Source organism: Vibrio sp. QJM3NY_15, from assembly GCF_057785995.1.
This window is the reverse complement of sequence record NZ_CM173517.1, coordinates 2,826,877-2,845,453: the sequence shown is the minus strand read 5'-3', so window position 1 is coordinate 2,845,453 and position 18,577 is coordinate 2,826,877. Positions and strand designations below refer to the sequence as shown.

Below are 18,577 nucleotides of genomic sequence, written 5' to 3'. Positions count from 1 at the left end.
ATTTCAATAAACCTAATTCTCAGTGCCCCCTAAAGATTTAGGTTTGAACAAAGGCTTTGGAGTGCTCCCAAAGCCTTTTTTATTGTTTGCGGTTAGCCCTCGGTTAAGCTTAGGTTTAGTTAACCTAGGTCAAGGCTAGCTAATCGAGGTCAGTCTTGCTGCTGATTCTTCGATATTAGATTGCTCTACAGACATCAAGTCAATTTGTTCAATTAAGCCGATGCTTGGGTTGAACCAGCGCTCCGATGATGTGCCAAATTCTGTCGAATCCATACCTTCACAGTTGATGTAATAGGTGTTTTTCTCTGTTAGGTTCGCAGCTTCGATTGATTTACCCGAAACAGTGAAACTCTTACGTACACCTGTTTCATTAATTTCTTGCTGCCATGTAACTAAGCATGAGGCGTCAGTTGGAAGGCTTGAGACCCATGAGTGGTCTTCAAAGTCATTTAGCATGTTAGCGACAGCTTCGCCGTCTAACGTCACTTGCAATGAAACGGTTTCTTCACTGATATCAATGATTGGATTGCTCTCTTTTACGTCAGCACCCTTTAAACGGAAAAGTGGGCTGCTGCGCATAACGGTTGTGATGTATTGGCTACCAATCAAGTAGGCATTGGTGAGCTCGTGTAGACTGCGGTCGGGGCCTACAAAATAGATGCTACCGTCTTCTTGTGTACCTTCAACATTCGTTATGATGTCTTCAGAAACATAAAATTCGGTGGTGCCGTAATTGATGAGGTCATTGAGCACTTGAACTGCCGCTTCATTGCCGGTCTCTTCTTCTAGCCCTGCAATAATGAGTTCACCGCTTAAAGGTGTGAAGTTCATGGTCATCACACCTTCAGCCTGACCATCTTTGGTAAATGAGTAGCCCAATGTTGTTTCTGGTTTAGGGGCAAATGCAGAGTTCGCTATCGGGTAGTCAACCTGACTGCTTGGCCCTTTGTTACCACCTGTTGAACCCGAAGAAGAGCCGCCTCCGCCGCCACAACCATAAAGAGCAAAGAGAGAAGCTGCTAGCAGCGTCATGGATTTTTTCATGTTGAACATTCCTAAAGTTGGAAGCCCTTGATGGGCTCGATGTTTTTAGGAATGCTATTGTTTGAAGAGTAAATAGGGCAAAAAACGAAGTTACATAAAATCTTAATTTATATTTAAGTTATTTATTTTAAACGGTTTTTTATTTTGACCTGAAATCTGTTGCCCAACAGCCGTGCAGTAATTAAGCATTAAGCTTTCCCACTGCTTTATGATCAGAGGCTCTTTAACGCTTAGCTTCAAGCTCTTCCAAGGTTGTAGGCAGGTCGATTTGGATTCAGGTTTAGATAGTCGAGCGAATAGATCTTCGGATGGAACCACTCTTAATAACGCAACCAGAGACTCCATGTAGTTCAGGCGGAATTTCTCCATGTTGCCTTGCTTATAAGCAATGTGAGAAACCATCATATAAACCAACGCATTTTCGATCGTAGAGTTTCCTGAGGTATTGGTCAGGAATTCTTTGGCGGTTTGTAGGTCTCTCAGTTTGAAATGAATGATACCAAGCCACAGTTTGAGTTCGTCCGGTAGTAACTTAAATCGAGTTTGAACAAGATTAGTAAAGGCAATGAGCTTCTTCTGATCCGTTTCAAATAGAGCAAGTTGTCGCGCAATCAGAGTTGAATTCATGGTGTTGAGTTTGATGCCATCAAACGTGATGGTTTTTCCACTCAGCAATTCGCTGATTTCGGTGTTGTCGACTGACCATTCAGGAGACAATGGTGCGGGCAGAGCAAAGTAGTTAGCTAACTCGCGGTTGATCTCCATAATGCTACTGCTGATATTATTAACATCAATAGAGTAAACCCCACCAAACGCCAGCTTCCCTGAATTTGGGTAGATCAGGCTTATTTTAGCGATAAGACGTTTATCTACTTCTTGATCCTTCAGCTGGATATTAAGCAGGTAATCACTGGTACGCATGTTTTTGGCTCCCGGAAAGAAGGGAGAGCTATCTATAGGATCAAGGAAGTAGCTTGGCGCATCTTGATTGGCAAGATCGGTGTAGGCGTATTCAATTTGCTGTTGAAGTAGCAAGGCTTTTACGACTTTTCGGTATTTTCTAGAATTATCGCCAATGGCATCCAATCGATTCAGCAGAAGTTCGACCTTGGGAATCAATCGTTGGTCGCGTTCGACTTCGGAAGCTCGAGTCGAAGATTGCCAAAGCATATAACCCATTACCACAGTGCTGATCAGCAAAGCCAAAGACACCACAACAAGCCAAGGGTTAACTGGATTGGAGCTAAATCCTTTTTTACTGGTTGTAGATTCTTCTGCGCTATCATCCGCTGCGGTATCAGGAGAGCCTGTGGCAAAGCTAATCGAGCTGGGGTTAAGGAAGTAGCCCTTGCGCGGGTAAGTCACCAGTATTTTGGTTGCGTCGCTATCAGGGAGATATTTTTGAAGTACGGAACGTAAGGTGCTGATTCGGTTAGTCAGAACATTTTTGGAAATGAAGTTACTTTGCCATACAGATTCAATAATGTGCTCGGTAGCGAGCGGCTGACCAACGCTGGTAAGAAATAACTCTAAGAGCTCGATAGAACGAGGTTCTAAATCAATGACCTGCTCGTCGCAGCTTAAGACTCGTGTGTTGGGGTTGAACTCCAAGCCTTCAATATAAATAGAGACTTGTTGGTCTTTGGCGCTAGAGAGGTAATCTTGCATAGAAAAGGCGATGGTTTACAAAACCTAAATTCTAGCTGTTTTTGTTATTAAAAACAGCTAGTAATTCATAGGGTGATTGGTATTAAGACGCGTAGTTCACGGAATAACGAGTCGGCTTGTGATTCATTGCCAATACGATGTTCAATACTGCTGTGCCTAATACAGAGACTGCAATTACCCAAGGCGATACGAAGAAGAAGGATGCAAACAGAATACAGGCATCAATGGCCATTTGGGTTTTGCCTACTGAGATACCGTAGCGATCTTGAATGAACAGACACAATACGTTGAAGCCACCCAAGCTCGAGCGATGACGGAACAAGATCAACATGCCTAAGCCCATTAATAAGCCGCCAGCGACTGCACAGTAAATTTCATTATGAACGTCTAACGAAATCACCAAGTATAAATGGTCGGCAAATACAGACACTAAAGCACCAGAGATGGCACTGCTTATTGCGAAGTGACGGCCAAATCGTTTCCATGCCAATAGATAGAATGGACAGTTCGCAATAAAGTACAGAATACCAAAGGTTACTGGCGTAAATTGACTCAAAAGCAGAGCTAAGCCAGTAGTGCCACCAGTAAGCAGGTTTGCTGACTGTAAAAAGAATACGCCTAACGCCACTAAAAACGTGCCAGTGAGGATTGCTACCCAATCTTCTTTGCGTGTGTGTTTTTCCATCGTTTTTATAATTACCTAACCAATAAAGGCGTGCATAGTAGAGAAAAACTTTAGCTTTCGGTAGCTAGAGGGGCAAAATTAAGGTAAACCTATGTAATCTGCGTTTTACAGGGTGTAAATCGTAAAATTGACAGTAAGCGTCATCTTTGGTTGGATATGCTTAATAACCATGATGAATCTTATATGTGATTATGAAAAAACTGCATGATAAAATTGCAATTAGCTCTTTATGACCTAGATCAAATTATGTAGAATGCGTCACATCAAAACGGTGACGGAAACGTTTGCTTTCGGTCGTTGTGTGGTTTTTTTGAAACTTTCAGTACAATCTGAGTCAGGAGATACAGATGCTTAAGCGTGACATGAACATTGCTGATTACGATGCGGATCTATTCGCAGCTATCCAAGAAGAAACTCTTCGTCAGGAAGAGCACATCGAACTTATCGCTTCAGAAAACTACACAAGCCCACGTGTAATGGAAGCTCAAGGTTCTCAACTTACAAACAAATACGCTGAAGGCTACCCAGGTAAGCGTTACTACGGTGGTTGTGAGTTCGTAGATAAAGTTGAAACACTAGCAATCGAACGTGCATGTGAACTATTTGGCGCGCAATACGCGAACGTACAGCCTCACTCAGGTTCTCAAGCGAACAACGCTGTGTACATGGCACTACTAAACGCTGGCGATACGGTTCTTGGTATGAGCCTAGCGCACGGTGGTCACCTAACTCACGGTTCTCCAGTAAACTTCTCTGGTAAGCTTTACAACATCATTCCTTACGGTATCGATGAAGCGGGTCAAATCGATTACGAAGAGATGGAAGCGTTAGCTATCGAGCACAAGCCTAAGATGATCATCGGCGGTTTCTCAGCTTACTCTCAAGTTTGTGATTGGAAGCGCATGCGTGAAATCGCTGACAAAGTAGGCGCTTACTTCTTCGTAGACATGGCTCACGTTGCTGGTCTAATCGCTGCAGGTGTTTACCCGAACCCAGTTCCACACGCTCACGTTGTTACAACAACAACGCACAAAACGCTTGCGGGTCCTCGTGGTGGTCTTATCCTTTCTAACGAAGGTGAAGATCTTTACAAGAAGCTGAACTCAGCAGTATTCCCAGGCGGTCAAGGTGGCCCTCTAATGCACGTTATCGCTGGTAAAGCTGTAGCGTTCAAAGAAGCTCTTGAGCCAGAATTCAAAGAATACCAAGCTCGCGTAGTGGCTAACGCAAAAGCAATGGTTGCTGAATTCCTAGCACGCGGTTACAACATCGTTTCAGGTTCTACAGAGAACCACCTGTTCCTAGTTGACCTAATCGACAAAGACATCACAGGTAAAGAAGCAGATGCAGCACTAGGTTCAGCTAACATTACAGTTAACAAGAACTCAGTACCAAACGATCCACGTAGCCCGTTCGTTACGTCTGGTATTCGTATCGGTTCTCCTTCTATTACTCGTCGTGGTTTCTCAGAAGCAGACGCGAAAGCTCTTGCAGGCTGGATGTGTGACATCCTTGATAACATGGGCGATGAGTCTGTTATCGAAGCAACGAAAGCGAAAGTACTAGAGATCTGTAAGCGTCTACCTGTTTACGCTTAATTTTTCTTCGTAGTAATTTGAACTTCGTTGTCGAGCATGCTCACTTACATCCGTAAGCTCCGCGTGCTCTCCTAGAATTTCAAACGACTACTGTGAAAATACTTTTAAAGGGGCTCATTGAGTCCCTTTTTGTTTTAGGGAAAGGTGCTGAAAACTCCGCGCCTTTTCCTTGAACTAAAGCTATTTGATTGAAAAATACGATTTGAAAGGCTCCTATCTAGGAGCCTTTTTTACGTTTGAAAGTTAGCTATCTGAGTAATTAAAGAGCGGGTACTAAAAAGGGCTAATGCTTTCACATTAACCCTTTGTTGTTTGTTGGTATCGGTTTTATTTTTTGATGCTGAGCAAGGTGCCTGACTTACATTTGAATGAGTAGTACTTACGGCTTTCATTGAACTTGCCTAGGCCTTCGCCGTCGCAGTAATCGATGTTGATATCACGCATCACTTCTAGCGTATCTTCACTACTCAAAGCGAATTTAGAGCCATCAGAGCAGACGATGCGTACTCTTTCATCATGACTTACTGAGTAGATATCGACTTCGGTATTACACAGCTCAAAAGAGGCTTCACGAAAATTGTCTTGCTGAGTATTTGAAGCGCAACCAGCGGTGAGTGTGGCTGCAATAACGGCTAAAAGTCCAAGTCTTTTCATTGTTAATCCTTCGCTATCATCAAGTTGAATGATGAGGTTTATATGCTGTTTGAGGTAGCCTATACAACAATACGCTTTGATTCAAGGAGCGTTGGTTGACTCTAAGATATAAAAGTATAGGTGCAGACAGATAATTTATAACTGGCTTACTGCATGTTTAGTTACTACGTATCGTCAACAAAAAAAGACCAACGCAGAGGTTGGTCTTTTATTAGGAAGCTTGTTTTCAATTATTATCGAAACTGTTTGGCTTCTGGAAGATATTCAAAACCAGCAGACGCGAGTTTAGCAATCAATGCGGCTTTATCGATTTCGTAGAAGTTGACCACTCGATCCAAATCACCGCCGAAGTCGTCACGCAGTTTCATGTTGACGATGCTCATCAACATCACAGGATCCATTTTTTCAAAGTTAGCGAGGTTCATGTTAGTCCTCGAAATCTGAGATCAACAGGTTAGCTGCGGCAAATGCAGCGCGATCTCTTGCTTCTTTAGGAAGGGACTCATCCGCAGCAAGGTCATTCAATGTTTTTACAGCGCAAGTGATCGCTTTAGGGATATAGCCTTGGTCGCCACTGCCAATTTGAGAATACAGTTCACGCACCAAATCACAACAATCGTATACTTTCATTTTTATACCTAACCAAATGATAACTGGTCTCAATATACACATAGAGATAAGCAAAAACAAAGTGGATCTGATTAAGTTCAGAGTTAGTTTGTCCTTGCTCAATATCTCATTTTGTTGAGGCTCAATATATCACTCTGTCAGCTTGTGGATTAGCCTGATATTGACCGCTTAATTAGAGATCTGCTGTTCAAGCTGATAAGTCACTTCATCAGCAAGGTTAAGCTGCTTTGCTAACTCTTTGAGGTAAGCCTTTTCCATAAAGTTCTGCTCGTCGGCCACAATCAAAGAGGCTAAGTAGATCTCACTCGCTTGTTGAGGTGATGTTGCTAATTGAGCTATTTCGCTTGGATCGAGTGGCTTGTGCAATTCTTCAGACACCAATTTAGTCAGCTGATAATCTGCGCCCATGTTCTCGACGGCTTGTTCAATCTTAGCCATCTCTTCTTCATCAACATGCCCATCAGCTTTGGACGCAGCAATCATCGATCTTAGAATCAGTATGCTGTGGTTTGAATCGTTTTCATCAAATTGAGCTTGTTCGGTATTCGGTGTTTGGCCTTGTTTCGATTGGTAATCGTTGTAGACCTTATAAGCCAGAGCACCCAGTGCCGCTGCACCGCCAATCCCAGCCGCTTTCTTACCCATCTTCTTAGTCTTCTTAGAGCCCATTAATGCCCCTAGCAGTCCACCGCCAACTGCGCCTGCGCCGAAGGCTCCAAGTGTGCTTTTACTGCTACTCTTGCCATTGCTGTTACTGCCTTTAGAGAGGCTACTTAAACTCGAAGATCCTTGGGAAAGCTTCTGAGTGCCTTGTTTAACGAGATCTGACTTAAGTGCTTGGTTAAGTAAGCTTTTGATATCCATCGATACCTCCAATGTAGATGTGCCTAAGAGTAGTTGAAACCAATATACGGATATAAAGATGAACAGGGGATTAACTTACGTTATTTACTCTGGTGATAAATAGAAGGGAGTTTGAAGAGAAACGACAGACACAAAAAAGGCCACCTAATGGTAGCCTTTCAATGTTTATCTATCAGCTTGCAAGCACAAGCAATCGGATTACTAAGCCAGCTGAGCTTTAAGGTGCTCGATAACCGTGTCCATTGCGATAGCTTCTTTATCACCTGTACGACGGTTTTTGTATTCGAAGTTACCTTCGTCCATGCTGCGATCACCGATAACGATAGTGTGAGGGATACCCACTAGCTCGATATCTTTAAACATAACACCTGGGCGTTCTTTACGGTCATCGAATAGTACTTCGATACCCATAGCTGTTAATTCAGCGTATAGCTTCTCAGCTGCTTCTTTAACGCGCTCAGATTTGTGCATGTTCATTGGTACGATAGCAACTTGGAATGGTGCTAGTGCATCTGGCCAAGTGATACCGAATTTATCGTGGTTTTGCTCGATAGCAGATGCAACAACACGTGAAACACCGATACCGTAACAACCCATTTCTAGGATTACGCTCTTACCATCAGGACCAAGCACGTTACAGTTCATTGCTTTCGAGTAAGTGTTACCTAGCTGGAAGATGTGACCAACTTCGATACCGCGCTTAAGCTGGATAGTACCTTGACCACATGGGCTTAGGTCGCCTTCAACAACGTTACGTAGGTCTTCAACTTGAGCAAGCTCAACGTCACGACCCCAGTTAATACCGAAGTAGTGCTTACCGTCTACGTTTGCGCCAGCGCCGAAGTCACTCATTACAGCAACAGAGCGGTCAGCGATGAATGGCAGCTCTAGGCCAACAGGACCTAGTGAACCAGGACCTGCACCAACAAGTGCACGGATTTCTTCTTCAGAGGCCATCTCTAGTGGAGAAGCAATCTGTGGAAGGTTTTCTGCTTTCACTTCGTTAAGCTCGTGGTCGCCACGGACGATTAGAGCAATGATATCTGCTTCTACTTCATCAGATGCTTTAACGAATAGAGTCTTAACTGTCTTCTCGATTGCTAGACCGTGTTGCTCTACAAGTTCTGCGATAGTTTTTGCGTTTGGCGTATCAACCAGTTCCATCTCTTGAGTTGGCGCTGCAACTTCTTCAGTAGGAGCGAGTGCTTCTGCTTTCTCGATGTTCGCTGCGTAATCAGATTCTGAAGAGAATGCGATTAGGTCTTCGCCGCTTTCAGCAAGAACGTGGAACTCTTGAGAGCCGCTGCCACCGATTGCGCCAGAGTCTGCCAATACTGGACGGTACTCAAGACCCATGCGGTCGAATGCTTTACAGTAAGCATCGTGCATCGCTTGGTAAGACTTTTCTAAGCCTTCTTTATCGATATCAAAGCTGTACGCATCCATCATAGAGAATTCGCGAGCACGCATTACGCCAAAACGAGGGCGGCGTTCATCACGGAATTTAGTCTGGATTTGGTACAGGTTTAGAGGAAGCTGTTTGTAAGAGCTGATCTCGTTACGTACTAGGCTCGTTACCACTTCCTCTGCTGTTGGGCTAAGAACAAACGGACGAGAGTGACGGTCTGTGAAACGAAGTAGCTCAGGGCCCATCTTTTCAGAACGGCCAGTCTCTTCCCAAAGCTCAAACGGTTGAACTACGGGCATCAAGATTTCAACGGCACCTGCATTATCGATCTCTTGGCGAACGATATTTTCGACTTTACGCAGTACACGTAGACCAGTAGGTAGCCAAGTATATAAACCTGAAGCTAGCTTACGGATCATACCTGCACGTAGCATCAGCTGGTGGCTGATAACTTCTGCGTCGTTTGGAGTCTCTTTCAGAGTAGAAAGAAGGTAGTTACTGGTACGCATTCTATGGTATCCGTTTCATCATTGATAAAAGAAAACTTGCTGCAGTTAGTGACGACAGCAAATCTGATATAGCCGCATATAATATCAGCCTATTTGGGATCTCAAAAGCGTTCAATGTCGGTAACATTGATGAAAAGCGTTTCAACAACGAATTTCACGTTAAGATCGAACAAATTTACCGCATATTCTTTACTGTCTGGCTTGCCTTTCTTATAGGCGGGTCGTGGATCTTGGCCTAGCACTTCTTTGATCACCTGAATGATATGGCGCGCCTGCGGGTGACCAGACAGCTTACTTTGGGCTTGCTGCGAGAAGCTCACATCTAACACTTCAGGTTCATCGGCGGCAAACCCTCCTCGTGCATCGAGAATTGAATCCGAGTAGGGAATATAAGGTTTGATGTCGATGATAGGTGTGCCGTCAACGAGATCAACACTGCCCAAGTCCAACCAAGTTTGTCCCTTTTCTTGAGATACCCCTTTGAGTTCAACCGCAGACATGCCAATTCCATTCGGCCTAAAAGTGGCACGCGATGCGAAGACACCAATACGTTCATTCCCGCCAAGGCGAGGTGGTCTCACTGTTGGTTTCCAGCCTGCCTCAAGGTTCTTATCGAACAAAAACAACAACCACACATGGCTAAATTGTTCAATATCACGAACAGACTCAAGACAGTTTGCTGCGTCAGCTAGCCTGACTTTTGAGGTAGATGTGGGCACCAATCTAGGTTGCCTTGGTACCGCGAACTTCTCTTTATAGGGAGACTCTATAAAGCCAATAGGTTCAATGGAGTACATGAGTGGACGTTCTCTAATTACGATCTATGGCGGAAAAATATCATAAAATAGCTTGTTTTTCTTTTGATAATAATTATCATTTGATATGTTATAACGTATCAATTTAATTATTTAGGGAAATACAATGAAACCGAATATCCACCCTGACTACCGCACAGTGGTGTTCCACGACACCAGCGTTGATGAGTACTTCTTAATCGGCTCTACGCTGAAAACAGACCGCACTATCGAATGGGAAGATGGCAATACTTACCCTTATTTCACGATTGAAGTGTCTGCAAAATCGCATCCTTTCTATACGGGTAAACAGAGAGTGCTACATAAAGAGGGACGGGTTGCTAACTTTACTCGTCGCTTTGGTCAATTAGGTAAGGGAGCTAAATAATGAAAGTTGTTAAATCACTTAAAAGTGCAAAAAGCCGTCACCCAGATTGCCAGATCGTTAAGCGTAGAGGGCGTCATTATGTGATCTGCAAATCCAATCCAAGATTTAAAGCGGTTCAAAAATAACCGTCAATATGATGTGACGCGTGTGTAAAAACGAGGGGAAAGTCAAACTTCATTCATTTGCCTGTTTTTCTTTTCCTTCGAGCGGAACCTTGGCCAATATAGAATCTTACTTTAGAGTATGGTGTGTTTTATTTTCATGTGAATCAATGAGTTATATTGTCAGTCATATTTGTAGTGAATACTTGTTTGTGAATTATAAATCTATCTTTTGTATTTAATATAGATTTATTTGCTAATTAATTGTTCAAATAGAGTTAAAAATCGTCGTTTGTTACACATTTTGTAACATTTTGAATTTCTAATTGATAATTTTGTCGCGTACTCTGCGCTGGCAATTTGAACATTTTTGTCACAATTGCACAGGAATCACTACAAGGAGGGAACTGATGAGTTCATCAGCTTCAATAAAAAACAACTCGCCAAAGAAACCTATTTTTACCCGCTTTCTCGATGGCGTTGAATATTTGGGGAACCTTTTACCCCACCCAATCACTCTTTTCGCAATCTTCTGTGTCGCAATCCTAGTTTCTTCAGGAATTGCTGGTTACTTCGAAGTATCTGTAATGGATCCTCGCCCAGAAGGTGCTAGCGGTCGTGCTGCTGATGGCATGATCCACGTTGTAAGCTTACTTAATGCTGAAGGCTTACAGCTCATCGTAACTAATCTAGTTAAGAACTTTGTTGGCTTTGCGCCACTTGGTACCGTGCTTGTTGCAATGCTAGGTGTTGCGATTGCTGAACACTCAGGTCTATTATCTGCGGCAATGCGCGGCATGGTAATGGGCGCATCTCAGCGCATGGTTACTGTAACCGTGGTATTCGCCGGTATTATCTCTAACACGGCTTCAGAGCTAGGTTACGTAGTACTTATCCCTCTTGCAGCAATGCTTTTCCACTCATTGGGTCGTCACCCATTAGCAGGTCTAGCGGCAGCATTTGCTGGTGTATCTGGTGGTTATTCTGCAAACCTACTTATCGGTACGGTTGATCCACTGCTTTCTGGTATCACAGAAACAGCGGCACAAATGCTTGATCCTTCTTACTCTGTTGGCCCTGAATCAAACTGGTACTTCATGTTTGTTTCGACCTTCTTTATCTCGATTGCCGGTGCATTGGTAACAGAGAAGATTGTTGAACCTAAGTTAGGTAAATACAACGATGAAGACGCATCTGAAGATCTTTCAAATGACTCAATGGGTAAGCTTACTGCTATTGAGAAGAAAGGCCTTAAGCTAGCGGGTGTTGCTGTATTAATCGTGAGTGCACTTTTAGCTTGGACTGTGGTTCCTGCTGACGGTGTTCTGCGTTCAGAGGCAGGTACGATTTCAGGTTCTCCATTCCTGAAAAGTATCGTCGCGTTTATCTTTGTATTCTTTGCTATTCCTGGTTTTGTTTACGGCAAAGTTACTGGTTCAATGAAGAATGACCGTGATGTGATTAATGCAATGGCAACGTCTATGTCTTCAATGGGCATGTACATTGTTCTTGTATTCTTTGCTGCACAGTTTGTTGCTTTCTTTAAGTGGACTAACTTTGGTCAAGTGGTCGCTGTAGGCGGCGCAACATTCCTTCAGGATATTGGCCTAACGGGTCCAATGTTGTTCTTCGCATTTATCCTAATGTGTGGCTTCATTAACCTGATGATCGGTTCAGCTTCTGCACAGTGGGCAGTAACAGCGCCAATCTTCGTTCCAATGCTAATGCTTGTAGGCTACGCACCTGAAACGATTCAAGCGGCTTACCGTATCGGTGATTCAACAACCAACATCATTACACCAATGATGAGCTACTTCGGTCTTATCCTTGCTGTAGCAACTCGCTACATGAAGAACCTAGGTATCGGTACACTGATCGCGACAATGTTACCTTACTCAATGGTATTCATGTTCGGTTGGAGTATCTTGTTCTACCTATGGGTATTCGTATTTGGTCTACCAGTAGGTCCAGGCGCTGCAACGTACTACACGCCTTAGTGAACAGTGATAGGCGAGAATTTCGATTCGCTAATTAACTGAATAAAAGACGAGGTACCAAAGAGCCTGCATTGATGCAGGCTCTTTTTGTTTGAGTCAATAAACTTACAATCCCGCAAACCGATAGGTGACGCCTAGTTCGAATGACCAGCCCACGTCTCGTTGTATCAACGCGCTGTCGCTGTCATGATGAATTAGGTCTGCTCGAGCGATACCAATCCAAGTTGGCGTGAACTCATAAAGCCCGATTAATCCCGCTTGATAAACAAACGTCGACCCTGCATCAAACTGATTTAACCCTGAGGTAGAAGATTCGGTGTTAGAAATACCATACAGGTGATTGGACAGTTTCTTATCACGATAATCGACTTCTAGGTAGGGCGTAATGGTGAATGGCTGCGTCCAGGTTTCTAACGTTCTGCCTAAGTGAAGCTGAACTTCGTAGCCGCTATGTTCTGAAGTCACATCATGCAAGTAGGTGAGGCGTGCGCCTACCGTTCCTAAGGTTATCCCCAGTTCTCCATTACCATCTCTGTCTTGAATACCGTTAGGTAGGTCAATGAAGGTGTCTGACACTTCAGCAAAGCGCCAATTTCCAGATAGCCCTACGTAAGGCAGCAGTTGCCAATTGGCTAAGCTACCATCGATAAAGCCTTTTGGACCTGAATAGAATAGGTTGGGTGTCGCGCCAAATTGAGGGGCACTTTTAGTCGAGAAAACACTTTCACCATAGGTGATGCTGCCTCCGATGATTCCGTACTCTTTATCAGCAAAGTGTTCATCGGCAAAGTCTTCATCAGCAAAAGAAAGTGGGGTGCTGCCAAAAACAATGGATAGCGAGAGGGCGATTCGACGAATCATAAGCAATACTCCGTTATTGTAATAAATATCAAGAACGGAGTATGTCGATTAAAATTTCATCTGGGCTACAACGATGTAAGAGACAACTTCTAAAGCTGTCGTCATTAGAAAGCTGTGGTTAGCGTTTTGCTAATAGGCGATCGAGGTGGTTTGCGAACTCACGACGGTCGGTTTGAGAAAGGGTGCTTGGTCCGCCAGTTTGAATACCACTTGAACGCATAGTATCCATAAAGTCACGAATGTTGAGACGCGCTTTAATGGTCTCTTTGGTGTAAAGCTCGCCGCGAGAGCTTAAAGCAAGCGCACCTTTGGTGATCACTTCGTCAGCCAGAGGAATGTCAGAGGTAATCACCAGATCGCCGGGTTCAGTGCGTTTTACGATTTCATCATCTGCAATATCAAATCCGCTTGGGACTTGAATTGAGTGAATGTTGTTACGCTTGGGAACGGGAACCAAATGGTTCGCGACAAAGGTACATTCGACCCCTGTGCGTTCAGCTGCGCGTACGATTGTTTCTCGGATAACCTTGGGACAAGCGTCCGCATCAACCCATATCTTCATAGTGTTCTATTTCTCTGTTAGCTTATTGCTCAGTTAACTTAGCTTCTAGCGTGGCAACGCGAGCGGTAAGTTCAAGGATTTGCTTTTCCAGTTGGCTAACACGATCAAGTGCTGGCTCTTCTTGTGTCGCGACTTCCACTTTAGGTACGCGATTCGCACTTTTCCAGCTCTTGATGGTTGTAATCAAAGCCGGCATTGGAACGGATGTACTCATACGAGCTTTCACTAAAGCAACGGTTGGCTCTTTCCCTTGCGCTTGCAGTCCTTCAAGCACTGATTTCAACTCTTCAGACACATCTTTTGTCAGCATGTTGACCTCCATTTTTAGTATTTGGTCATTTTACTCGCTCCAGTGAATGATAGCGAATCATAAAACAGCCCATCACGTGTGAGAGATCTCTTACAAAGGCTGTGAGATAACACAAATAGTTCTCTAGAGAGATTGATATGCATATGACTAAGCTTTTGAATTTTAATTGTTTTATATAATTAACAACTTTATTGAATTCAAAATGTGATGCAAATCTATTGTCCGAAATCTTAAATCGCGTAAATTAAACCTTGTCGGAAGGATTCTGACACGGAACAGGAAAGCACCAAGGATTTGGTTATCTTCAGGATGAAGATTTGGTTACTTAGGATTGAGTAGTCAAGCATGGAGCGTAAGGACATTGTAGGGATACAGTCAGTTAACAGGAAGTTAGCTGCAACGGAATGACAATGGACACCTTTAGGATTTAAAGGGTTGGATTAGCATCAGGACGATGTAAAGGACACCGCTCACGGAACAAGTGATGTGTGCTAACTAGGATTGTTAGCTTTCAGGATGATTGGACACCGCTAGGATGGCGAAGTAAAGGAAAGAGCTGAAGGATTACAGCCACTATTATGGATGATGCATGGAGCATTAATTAGTAGCCGGACTGCTGCGAGTAAGACCCTAGCCCTGACACTTCGGTGTCGGGGCTTTTCTTTTCCTAAGGCTTTTTCTCTATCTAGGGGCTCTCTTTAATTCAGGAGCTTTTATCTAAGCACGCGACATCTGCTTTTCTGCTAATGGTCAACACAAGGAGTGTTTTATGACGATAGCAACCTCAAGAACGCTGTTGGTACCTTATACCGAGCAGTTAGAACATGACTTTATTAAGTTGAATTGCTGCCCCATTAATCGTGCTGAAATGAACGGGCCGCATTCTATTGCCTCTGCAAAACACCTATTTCAAGAAATACTGAACGACAACGTCGGTTTTTGCCGAGCAATTATCCATAACCAAACCCGCGAATACCTCGGGCATTTGTTTGTTTCGTCTGAAGAAGGGAAGCATGAACTAGGGTTTATTCTGGACAAGGAGTTTTGGAATCAAGGCCTTGCTAGTGAAGTGCTAAAACCTTTCTTTAGTTTAGTTTGTTTTGAAGAACACCTAACGAATGTTGTCGCGACCGTTAATGTTGGTCATAACCCATCGATTAAGTTACTTGAAAAGTTAGGCTTTGCATTTAAAGAGACCAAACAAGATCAGTTTGGCCCTTATCATGAATATAGTTATACCGCGTATTGCGACGTTACATTCTATGAGGCTGTAGCTCAAACCGCATAGAGCGGAAACCCACCATGGTCAGTTTTCCTTGGTACAGGTCATCACCTAACGCCGAAAACTCAAAATGGTACACAGTATGCCAGCGCCAAATGGTCGTGAGCTCATGGCGCATCTTAAGTTTATGACCGTTGAAGGCGACACTTAATAATTGTAGGTCGAGCTCTTTACACTTTCTCGCAATGGCAGCTTTCGCAAGCTCGGATTGCCTGCGCTGCTGCCAAAACAGAAAGCAAAAGAAGCACAGAAGCAAAATAGCCAATAAGTTATCTATCATTTAATCCATACTTCCTTTTAATCACTCTATTCCAATCGTAATTTTGAGCTTGTGTTAACGAGCTACAGATCTAGCTCGCTTTTGAGTAGTCTTCAGTTAATTATTGAGACTTAGCCGCTTGTTGTAACTCAATCAATGCGTTTGCGAGCTCAGGTGATGGGTTCGAATTCAACAAGGGCAAAAATACCATTCTTAGTGTCGGAATCATCACTAAATCTGCAAATAACTGATTGAACAGGTTTTGGTTGCCTGTTTGTGCGAGGCGCAACAAGAATTGCTCGGCAATCGCTGGATCTTGTAGCGCATGCCAGCTGCGACCCGCTAAACCAATCAACACTTCTTGGTGGCTCAAGCGTGGACTAGCGAGAACTTGGTTAATGATGTTGTTCGCGATACCTTGTTCTGCACCGGAAAGGGCACGAACCAAAGCTGAGAGTAAGAACAAATCAGGCTCTTTGCTTGCGATTTCATTTTCTGCAAGCTCTTGTAAGCGTTGCGCGAGTTTGTCATTGATTTGTGTATGCTCAAGCGCACCTAACGTCGCGTATAGCGGTTCTGATGGCAGCTTATTGATGGCTTTACGAATCGCAACACCGTTTTGTTGGCTGCCTAAACGCGCACACATATCAGTGATGCCTTGTAGTCCAACCGTTTTCCAGTTATCCCAACCAAGCTCACCCGTGAAGTAATGCTGAGCGTGCTCGTAATATTGGCTCGTCGCAAGGTCTAAACCTGCTCTTACTTGGCTATGGAATACGGCCATTTTGTCTTCAGAAGGCTTGAAGGTATATGGGTTGTTTGACAGCTTTTGTTGTTGCTCTTCGCTGATATCACCGTTCAAACGCGTGCCCATTGCTTCGATAACAAACTTAAGAAAATTACCCACATCTCCTTGATGCAGTAAGCCTCTTTCATCGAGTTTGAATTTTAGGAACCAGATCCAAGGTTGCTTGTGTTCGTTCCAGTAGCTAATCGCTAAGTGAGCCTGTTTTTGAAGTGGAAACGGGTATGGCTGTTTCCCCTGCTCAACATCAGAGAATAAGGTGTTGTCGATCTTCTGAATGCGACGACCTAGGTCGTAGATATCGTATTGGCAACCGCTATTCTTTAGCAACTGAGTGAGCGTGTGAATCGTTTCCATAGTAATAAAGCTCCTAACTTTCTTTCCTAAATAGATGGTACTCTATGCCCCAATTTCAAGGTCACTAGATAAATAACTTGGTGAAAAATGACAGCAGCCACAAAGTTACCTCTTTTACTTCAACAATTAGAACAACAAATGCGCCAATGTTCTCTGTGGAGCGATGTTTCGCCTTCGGATGAAGCGCTTTCAAGCGTTGAACCCTTCGCTATTGATTCGCTACAACCTGAAGAGTGGTTGCAGTGGATCTTCATCGTTAAGATCAATGCAATGATGGATGCACAAATGAGCCTACCTAAAGGCTTTGCTATTCATCCTTATTTTGGTGAAGTGTGGAAAAATGAGGCAGAGAAAGCGGAATTGCTAGTGACGATTCTAAGCATTGATGAGGTATGCGCGTAATGTTAGAGATCATTTATCAAGATGAGTATTTTGTCGCGGTGAATAAGCCTGCGGGTATGCTAGTGCATCGCTCATGGTTGGATAAACACGAGACTCAGTTTGTGATGCAGACTCTGCGTGACCAAATTGGTCAGCATGTATTTCCTCTGCATCGTTTAGACCGACCTACATCTGGTGTGTTGGTGTTTGCACTGTCGAGTGAGGTTGCCTCTGAGGTGATGCCGATGTTCGCCAACCATGAGATGCAAAAGACTTATCATGCGATTGTGCGTGGTTGGATAGAAGAGGGTGATACGCTCGATTATGCGCTTAAGGTTGAACTGGATAAGATCGCCGATAAGTTCGCGAAAGAAGACAAAGAACCACAAGAAGCCGTCACCGTTTACGAGCCGTTAGCGAAAGTCGAAGTACCGTATTCAACTGGTCGCTTTCCTACCAGTCGTTACTGCTTAGTTGAGATGATGCCAAAGACAGGACGTAAACATCAACTGCGTCGTCATATGGCTCACCTAAGACACCCGATTGTAGGCGATACTTCACATGGTGATGGTAAACATAACCGATTGTTCCGTGATGATTTAGATTCGCACCGTCTGTTACTGCATGCTTCTGAATTGCGCTTCATCCATCCTTTCACTAAAAAAGAGTTAGTGATGAAGGCCAACCTAGATGAGACGTGGTTAAGGTTGTTTGAGACTTTTGAGTGGGATACCAGCTTGGTGAATGCTGAAGCATGTTTGTCTAAGTAAACGCACACGTGTCTAGTCAACGTAGACAGTAGAAAAATAAAGGGCTGATAGTGATATCAGCCCTTTTTAATGTCTGTGCAATTTGGACGGGTAACTAGCATTTAGTTGTTAACCGTACATAGCTAACCGCGGGATCATTTTAGCTTTTCTAGATCCGCTTCGATCTCTGCGATCTTACTCGATACCACTTTCTCTAGGTGACGCAAGTCAGTAAGAATTTTCTGTTTCACATCGACTTCTGCGGTTGGAATCGGCTTGGTGATCTTATTGAGCTCATCAATTACAAGTGTGAGATTACGGTTAATCTCGGTCACTTCTTTGTATTGATTGTTGCCACCGCTAACAAGCACACTTTTTACTTGTCGTGGATACTTAAACTTAACGCTTTTCGCGAACAGTTCGCCTTTCTGTTTACGGAAGTAAATCTTAAGAATATCTTTGTGAGCTTCTTGGCGAAGGGAGTAACGTTCAATCTGTTTAGGTTCGTGGATACCTAAGCCAGTGAGGTTTGGATACATAAGCGACCTCTAGTTTATGAATGTAATACTTTTATGTAATTGACTTGATCAATGTAGCAGCCTAACGACGAGCTAGATAGTTGATATATGGGAATTGATTGTAAGTTGTGGGCAAGATCGCTCTCTATCTTT

The 18,577-nt window shown here is 43.6% G+C and carries 22 protein-coding genes; 7 read left to right on the top strand and 15 right to left on the bottom strand.

Annotation, left to right across the window (positions count from 1 at the left end; all coding sequences use genetic code 11):
• Positions 1–135: 135 nt before the first annotated feature.
• From AC3CKG_RS12660 to AC3CKG_RS12650, 3 genes are all read right to left on the bottom strand, one after another.
• On the bottom strand, positions 136–1,044 hold the full coding sequence (locus tag AC3CKG_RS12660; protein WP_488528424.1) for a hypothetical protein: 909 nt from the start codon (positions 1,042–1,044) through the stop codon (positions 136–138).
• Between the two features lie 102 nt (positions 1,045–1,146).
• Complete coding sequence (locus tag AC3CKG_RS12655; protein ID WP_488528423.1) at positions 1,147–2,712, bottom strand: winged helix-turn-helix domain-containing protein; 1,566 nt, start codon at positions 2,710–2,712, stop codon at positions 1,147–1,149.
• A gap of 82 nt (positions 2,713–2,794) precedes the next feature.
• The gene (locus tag AC3CKG_RS12650) at positions 2,795–3,397 is read right to left on the bottom strand and encodes a YitT family protein (RefSeq protein ID WP_017106296.1); all 603 of its coding nucleotides are present in this window, start codon (positions 3,395–3,397) and stop codon (positions 2,795–2,797) included.
• Between the two features lie 347 nt (positions 3,398–3,744).
• Here AC3CKG_RS12650 and glyA point away from each other — a divergent pair, with 347 nt between their 5' ends.
• Positions 3,745–4,995, top strand: a complete 1,251-nt coding sequence (gene glyA, locus AC3CKG_RS12645) for a serine hydroxymethyltransferase (protein WP_017106297.1) — start codon at positions 3,745–3,747, stop codon at positions 4,993–4,995.
• A gap of 327 nt (positions 4,996–5,322) precedes the next feature.
• Here the strand turns inward: glyA and AC3CKG_RS12640 are convergent, their stop codons facing one another.
• The 6 genes from AC3CKG_RS12640 to tsaA form a co-directional block, all read right to left on the bottom strand.
• A complete protein-coding gene (locus tag AC3CKG_RS12640) occupies positions 5,323–5,649 on the bottom strand; it encodes a hypothetical protein (protein WP_017107167.1) in 327 nt (108 codons plus the stop codon).
• A 233-nt stretch (positions 5,650–5,882) separates the two neighbouring features.
• Positions 5,883–6,074 carry a DUF4250 domain-containing protein gene (locus AC3CKG_RS12635; RefSeq protein WP_004738555.1) on the bottom strand — a complete coding sequence of 64 codons (192 nt, stop codon included), beginning with the start codon at positions 6,072–6,074 and terminating at the stop codon, positions 5,883–5,885.
• 1 nt (position 6,075) lies between these two features.
• Positions 6,076–6,279, bottom strand: coding sequence for a YaeP family protein (locus AC3CKG_RS12630; RefSeq protein WP_009847436.1), 204 nt, complete (start codon positions 6,277–6,279; stop codon positions 6,076–6,078).
• 168 nt (positions 6,280–6,447) lie between these two features.
• Positions 6,448–7,143: a tellurite resistance TerB family protein gene (locus AC3CKG_RS12625; RefSeq protein WP_488528422.1), complete on the bottom strand. Its 696-nt coding sequence runs from the start codon at positions 7,141–7,143 to the stop codon at positions 6,448–6,450.
• A 201-nt stretch (positions 7,144–7,344) separates the two neighbouring features.
• On the bottom strand, positions 7,345–9,060 hold the full coding sequence (locus AC3CKG_RS12620; protein ID WP_012604615.1) for a proline--tRNA ligase: 1,716 nt from the start codon (positions 9,058–9,060) through the stop codon (positions 7,345–7,347).
• A gap of 101 nt (positions 9,061–9,161) precedes the next feature.
• Positions 9,162–9,857, bottom strand: coding sequence for a tRNA (N6-threonylcarbamoyladenosine(37)-N6)-methyltransferase TrmO (gene tsaA / locus AC3CKG_RS12615; protein WP_488528421.1), 696 nt, complete (start codon positions 9,855–9,857; stop codon positions 9,162–9,164).
• Positions 9,858–9,981: 124 nt separating this feature from the next.
• On the opposite strand from tsaA, the gene AC3CKG_RS12610 reads away from it, so the two are divergent.
• The 3 genes from AC3CKG_RS12610 to AC3CKG_RS12600 all read left to right on the top strand — a co-directional run bounded on the left by AC3CKG_RS12610 (position 9,982) and on the right by AC3CKG_RS12600 (position 12,340).
• On the top strand, positions 9,982–10,242 hold the full coding sequence (locus tag AC3CKG_RS12610) for a type B 50S ribosomal protein L31 (RefSeq protein ID WP_054541634.1): 261 nt from the start codon (positions 9,982–9,984) through the stop codon (positions 10,240–10,242).
• Positions 10,242–10,367 carry a type B 50S ribosomal protein L36 gene (gene ykgO, locus AC3CKG_RS12605; protein WP_010436457.1) on the top strand — a complete coding sequence of 42 codons (126 nt, stop codon included), beginning with the start codon at positions 10,242–10,244 and terminating at the stop codon, positions 10,365–10,367. Before AC3CKG_RS12610 ends, ykgO begins: the two co-directional genes overlap by 1 nt.
• A gap of 386 nt (positions 10,368–10,753) precedes the next feature.
• A complete protein-coding gene (locus tag AC3CKG_RS12600; protein ID WP_029225911.1) occupies positions 10,754–12,340 on the top strand; it encodes an AbgT family transporter in 1,587 nt (528 codons plus the stop codon).
• 105 nt (positions 12,341–12,445) lie between these two features.
• On the opposite strand, the gene AC3CKG_RS12595 is transcribed toward AC3CKG_RS12600, so the two are convergent.
• The 3 genes from AC3CKG_RS12595 to AC3CKG_RS12585 form a co-directional block, all read right to left on the bottom strand.
• Positions 12,446–13,201, bottom strand: a complete 756-nt coding sequence (locus AC3CKG_RS12595; RefSeq protein WP_488528420.1) for a MipA/OmpV family protein — start codon at positions 13,199–13,201, stop codon at positions 12,446–12,448.
• A 118-nt stretch (positions 13,202–13,319) separates the two neighbouring features.
• Positions 13,320–13,763 (bottom strand): YaiI/YqxD family protein, encoded by a 444-nt coding sequence (locus tag AC3CKG_RS12590; RefSeq protein ID WP_004734361.1) that lies wholly within the window; start codon positions 13,761–13,763, stop codon positions 13,320–13,322.
• 22 nt (positions 13,764–13,785) lie between these two features.
• The gene (locus AC3CKG_RS12585; protein ID WP_017110392.1) at positions 13,786–14,073 is read right to left on the bottom strand and encodes a hypothetical protein; all 288 of its coding nucleotides are present in this window, start codon (positions 14,071–14,073) and stop codon (positions 13,786–13,788) included.
• Positions 14,074–14,842: 769 nt separating this feature from the next.
• On the opposite strand from AC3CKG_RS12585, the gene AC3CKG_RS12580 reads away from it, so the two are divergent.
• On the top strand, positions 14,843–15,361 hold the full coding sequence (locus AC3CKG_RS12580) for a GNAT family N-acetyltransferase (protein ID WP_017060749.1): 519 nt from the start codon (positions 14,843–14,845) through the stop codon (positions 15,359–15,361).
• Here the strand turns inward: AC3CKG_RS12580 and AC3CKG_RS12575 are convergent.
• Both AC3CKG_RS12575 and AC3CKG_RS12570 read right to left on the bottom strand, forming a co-directional pair.
• On the bottom strand, positions 15,327–15,635 hold the full coding sequence (locus AC3CKG_RS12575) for a DUF3301 domain-containing protein (RefSeq protein ID WP_017069389.1): 309 nt from the start codon (positions 15,633–15,635) through the stop codon (positions 15,327–15,329). The genes AC3CKG_RS12580 and AC3CKG_RS12575 overlap by 35 nt on opposite strands.
• Before the next feature lie 100 nt (positions 15,636–15,735).
• A complete protein-coding gene (locus AC3CKG_RS12570) occupies positions 15,736–16,776 on the bottom strand; it encodes a DUF3549 family protein (protein ID WP_017110391.1) in 1,041 nt (346 codons plus the stop codon).
• Between the two features lie 87 nt (positions 16,777–16,863).
• Here AC3CKG_RS12570 and AC3CKG_RS12565 point away from each other — a divergent pair, with 87 nt between their 5' ends.
• Both AC3CKG_RS12565 and truC read left to right on the top strand, forming a co-directional pair.
• Positions 16,864–17,178, top strand: coding sequence for a YqcC family protein (locus AC3CKG_RS12565; RefSeq protein ID WP_017110390.1), 315 nt, complete (start codon positions 16,864–16,866; stop codon positions 17,176–17,178).
• Positions 17,178–17,927, top strand: coding sequence for a tRNA pseudouridine(65) synthase TruC (truC, locus tag AC3CKG_RS12560; RefSeq protein ID WP_029225912.1), 750 nt, complete (start codon positions 17,178–17,180; stop codon positions 17,925–17,927). The genes AC3CKG_RS12565 and truC overlap by 1 nt, the downstream gene beginning before the upstream one ends.
• A 134-nt stretch (positions 17,928–18,061) precedes the next feature.
• Here truC and AC3CKG_RS12555 read toward each other — a convergent pair whose 3' ends face one another.
• Positions 18,062–18,445, bottom strand: coding sequence for a DUF3461 family protein (locus AC3CKG_RS12555; protein WP_017107178.1), 384 nt, complete (start codon positions 18,443–18,445; stop codon positions 18,062–18,064).
• Between the last annotated feature and the right edge of the window lie 132 nt (positions 18,446–18,577).